The following is a 4,006-nucleotide window of genomic DNA, read 5'->3' as shown; positions in this document are numbered from 1 at the left end:
GGCCCGGGTGAGCTCCTGGGACTTGTAGTTCACGGTCGAGACCTTGTCGAGGGAGTCGATGTACGACGTCGACGGATCCCATCCGAACCTGGCGACGAACGCCTGGCGGTCGTCGTCGTTCTTCGCGAGCTGCCAGATGTTGAAGCCGGACCACAGCACCTTGGCGTCGCCGGTGAGGACATCCTCGATGAAGGCGCGCGGGAGCGGCTCGTCGTAGTTCGATCCGACGTACATGACCGCCGTGTAGCGGCCCGCCAGGCCGGACGTGTACTCCGAGACGGGAAGGGCGGTCACGCTGCCTTCGTGGCTGGCGAGCATCCCGGTCCCCAGCGCGTAGTATTCGCCGAGCTGCTTGTACTCACCGTGGGTGTCGTAGAGAACGAGAGCCTTGGCGGAGGCGTTCTTGTTCCCCCACACCTTGGCGGAAGCGGGAACGGCCGGCACCTTGCGGGCAAGCTTGCGCTTGGCCGGCTGCTGGGCCTTCTTGGCGACGGCCTGCGGCGACTCCTTGAGGTTGACCGTCGCGCCGGAGTCGAGCGACAGCGGAAGCGCCCGCTTCTTGGCGGCCACGGGCTCGGGCACGCTGGGAACGGGATTGTCGCCCGTCACCGAGGCTGAGCCGTCGCCGCCGTCCTTCGCGGCCTTCGCAGCGGCAGGGGTCTGCTTTCCTCCGCCGACCCCCAAGAGGCTGGCGGGAGCGGAAGGCGATCCGTCCGGGTCGTCGGCATAGGCCGGGCCCAAGACGAACATGGACGACCCAATGCCCATCGCCACAAGCGCGGCGCTCAACCGCCGCTTCCGTAAGCCGCGCGAAGCGGATGTGACTTTGATTTGCATAGTTTGTTTCCCTTTCAGCGCACCCACCGGTGAGGGAGGGCGTCGTGGATTGTCAACGTCGTCCGAACGGCTGAACCGAGACCGTCCGGCCGACGGCCTATTGCCGAGCCGGGTCGAAGTCGGCGACGGCCTCTCCCCGCCCGAACAGCTCCGCGGTCGCGGCGAGAACGCGCTGGCAGGCGCGCCCGTCGCCGTAGGGGTTGACCGCGTGCGCCATGGCGGCGTAGGCGTCGGCGTCGTCGAGAAGACGAGAGGCTTCGGCAACAATTCGGTCGGAATCGGTTCCGACGAGTCGGGCGACGCCGAATTCGACCGCTTCGGGCCGTTCGGTGTTCTCCCGCAAAACTAGGACGGGCTTGGAAAGCGCGGGCGCCTCCTCCTGGACTCCGCCCGAATCCGTGAGGACGATGTCCGCCCTGTTCATCACCGTGCAGAATGCTCCGTAGGCAAGGGGCTCGGTGACGATGACATTCGGCAGCACGCTCACGTGAGGCAAGAGGGCCTCGCGCACCTTCGGGTTGCGATGGACGGGAAGGGCGAAGACGACGTCGGGGTGCTCCCGGGCCAAGCGCGCCACGGCCTCCCCTATGCGCTCCATCGGCGCACCCCATGATTCGCGGCGATGGGCCGTCACCAGCACAAGCCTGCGCGAGGGGTCGGAGACGACGGCGTCGAGAGCCGCGTCCCCGCTGGGAACATACCGTTTGACGGCGTCGAGCAGGGCGTCGATGACAGTGTTTCCAGTCACATGTATGGTCTCGGAAGCGAAGTCTTCCCGAAGGAGGTTCTCCTTGCTCGCGGGCGTGGGCGGAAGGTGAAGGGCCGTAAGCTGGCCGATGAGCCGTCGGTTTCCCTCCTCCGGGAAAGGGGACCATATGTCTCCCGTGCGAAGGCCCGCCTCGACGTGGACGACGGGAAGCTCGTGGTAGAAGCCCGCCAGCGCGGCGGCGAAGGCCGAGGTCGTGTCGCCTTGGACGAAGACTGCGTCCGGCTTGCGATCCTCGATGGCGCGGCCCACTCCTTCGAGAGTGCGCGTGGTCACCTGCGTGAGCGTCTGGCCGGGGCTGTGGATGTCCAGATCGATGTCGGCGGCAATGCCGAAGAAAGTGTTGACCTGGTCGAGCATTTCCCTATGCTGACCCGTCACCGCGACGATCGGGCGGAAGCGCGCGTCGTGGTTGAGGGCGTGGACGAGCGGGGCCATCTTGATGGCCTCGGGGCGCGTTCCGTAGACGAGCATGACGTCGATGGGTTCGGCAGAAGAATTGGTCATGGTTGTGTTGCCCTTTCAGGCTTTACGATCCTTTGGCAATATTTGTGAAGGTGACTGCGGCGTCTTCCGTGTAGAGGGCGACGCTTCCCGAAGGGTAGGGCCTCTCGGAGTCGGTGACGTCCGCCAGGTGCTCGCCGTCCACCGAAACCGCGAACTGGGCCGGCCCCTTCTGCTCGACGGTCACTTTGTAGCTCCCTCCGACGGGGAACTTTCGCGCGTCCCCGCTGGCAAGGAACCGTTGGCTCCCCTTGTAGGCCGGGTCCTGCTTGGATATCTCCCATCCGTTGGGCTTGAGGACGACGGCGTAGAAGTGGCTCGGGTCCTGGTACCGGAAAAGGAACCAGCCGACCTCCCACGGGTTGGGCTTGCCTTTGCGAACTTGAGACGTAGTCTTGACGGTCGCGCCGACGGTACCCGACCCACCCGCCTCGGCCACCACAAGCGCAGCATGGGTGTCCTTCTTCTGCGCGGCCGACGTCGGGTGGAGGTTGACGGCGCCCCCGTCGCACACAACCTCTCCGTAGCCAGTGTAGACGACTTTCCAGCCGCCGCATTCCTCCCCGCTGCGGAAGAACAGAATCCCCGCCAGAACGAGGCCGGCGCCCATGAGCAGCCCGAGGAAAAAGACGACCGGGCGGCGGCGTGCCCTTCCGCCGCGCACAACCGGGGCGGAAGGGTCTGCCTGGCTCCCGAGGGCGGCCGAGGGGTCGTTTCCGGCGACGTCGCCCCGCCCCCGCCCTTCGACCGGCGGCCGGGGGCTCGCCTTCTCGGCTCGAACGCGGGCATTGGCCACGTTCGCTCCGAGCGAGGGAACGGGTGCGTTGACGGGGAAGCTCCGGACCCCGGCCTCCTGGGCCGAGCCGGCTTGCGAGGAGCCGACTCGGCCCGCGGAGGCCGAAGCCTCGGCGTCGGCCTGCCCGTTCGTCTCCGTTTCCGCCGCTTCCGAACCTTGTTGAGTCAGGAAGAGGTCGTTGAGAATCGCCGGGCTGAGGGACCAAGCCCTCGAGGCCTTCTTAGAGTTGTCTTTGGGTTGTTTCACGTGACCTGCCCAACCGCCACAGCCGGAGCGGCGGCATCTTGAGGCTCCTCAGCCTCGCGTGCAGTCTTCGCCCAATTCGTACGATTGGACACGGCTCTGCCCACAGCCCACCAACCGGGAATGTAGCCGAGCATGCCGTAGAAAACGAATATATGCGAGCACCCAATCGCCTTGAAAATTGAAAATTTATTTACCCGCTCAATACGCCAATATATGTATCCATACGCTTGAGCAGGACCAAAGGCGAGAACGTAGGCGAGTATGAGCCACTCCCAATGCTGCGGCACCCCCTGGATCGCCCAGTAAATCGACATTCCCAGGGCGATGATGAAGGAGACGGTCAAAAGGGACGCCGTCAGAACCAGATAGGGTGTGAGAATTTGGAAGAGGGTGTCGGTGCGCGCCCGCCCGCGATGTCCGCGAACGACGGACTTGTACAGCGACATGGCCTGCAGGTTTCCCTGGAACCACCGGGTCCTCTGGCGCATGAGGCGCCCGAGGTGCGTGACGCCCTGCTGGTGGACGGCCGCCTCCCGGCAGAATTCATTGACCCACCCGCTGGCGTTGAGCCGGATTCCAAGGTCGAAGTCTTCGGTGAGCGACTCCGACCACGGGTTCGGCCCGAGGGCGTCGAGCGCGGAAAGCCTGACGAACTGGCCGTTTCCGCCCATTCCGACGCTTCCGAGGTGGCGCCGCCCCCTCTGGAAGACCTCGATGAAGATGACGAACTCCATGTCCTGCATCCTCGCCAGAAGCGAGCGCCTGCGGTTGTTGATCCGCACGCCCATCTGGACGGCGCCCACCTCCGGGTCGGCGAAGGAAATCCTGGCTTCGGTGATGGCATGGGGGTCGAGCCG

At 65.5% G+C, this 4,006-nt stretch carries 3 protein-coding genes and 1 pseudogene; all 4 read right to left on the bottom strand.

Translation table 11 applies throughout. The features are described from left to right. A pseudogene (locus ACO48X_RS10920) lies at positions 1 to 837 on the bottom strand (DUF2334 domain-containing protein); the annotation flags it as partial. Positions 838 to 934: 97 nt separating this feature from the next. After that, positions 935 to 2,110 carry a non-hydrolyzing UDP-N-acetylglucosamine 2-epimerase gene (gene wecB / locus ACO48X_RS10915; RefSeq protein ID WP_485002114.1) on the bottom strand — a complete coding sequence of 392 codons (1,176 nt, stop codon included), beginning with the start codon at positions 2,108 to 2,110 and terminating at the stop codon, positions 935 to 937. A 22-nt stretch (positions 2,111 to 2,132) separates the two neighbouring features. Continuing rightward, positions 2,133 to 3,149 (bottom strand): hypothetical protein, encoded by a 1,017-nt coding sequence (locus ACO48X_RS10910; protein ID WP_485002113.1) that lies wholly within the window; start codon positions 3,147 to 3,149, stop codon positions 2,133 to 2,135. Next, the coding region (locus tag ACO48X_RS10905; RefSeq protein ID WP_485002112.1) for a glycosyltransferase family 2 protein at positions 3,146 to 4,006 on the bottom strand (861 nt) is incomplete at its 5' end. The genes ACO48X_RS10910 and ACO48X_RS10905, both read right to left, overlap by 4 nt.

This window comes from Peptidiphaga sp. (assembly GCF_057238965.1).
The sequence above is the reverse complement of the archived record's forward strand: the minus strand, read 5'-3'. Positions and strand labels throughout refer to the sequence as shown.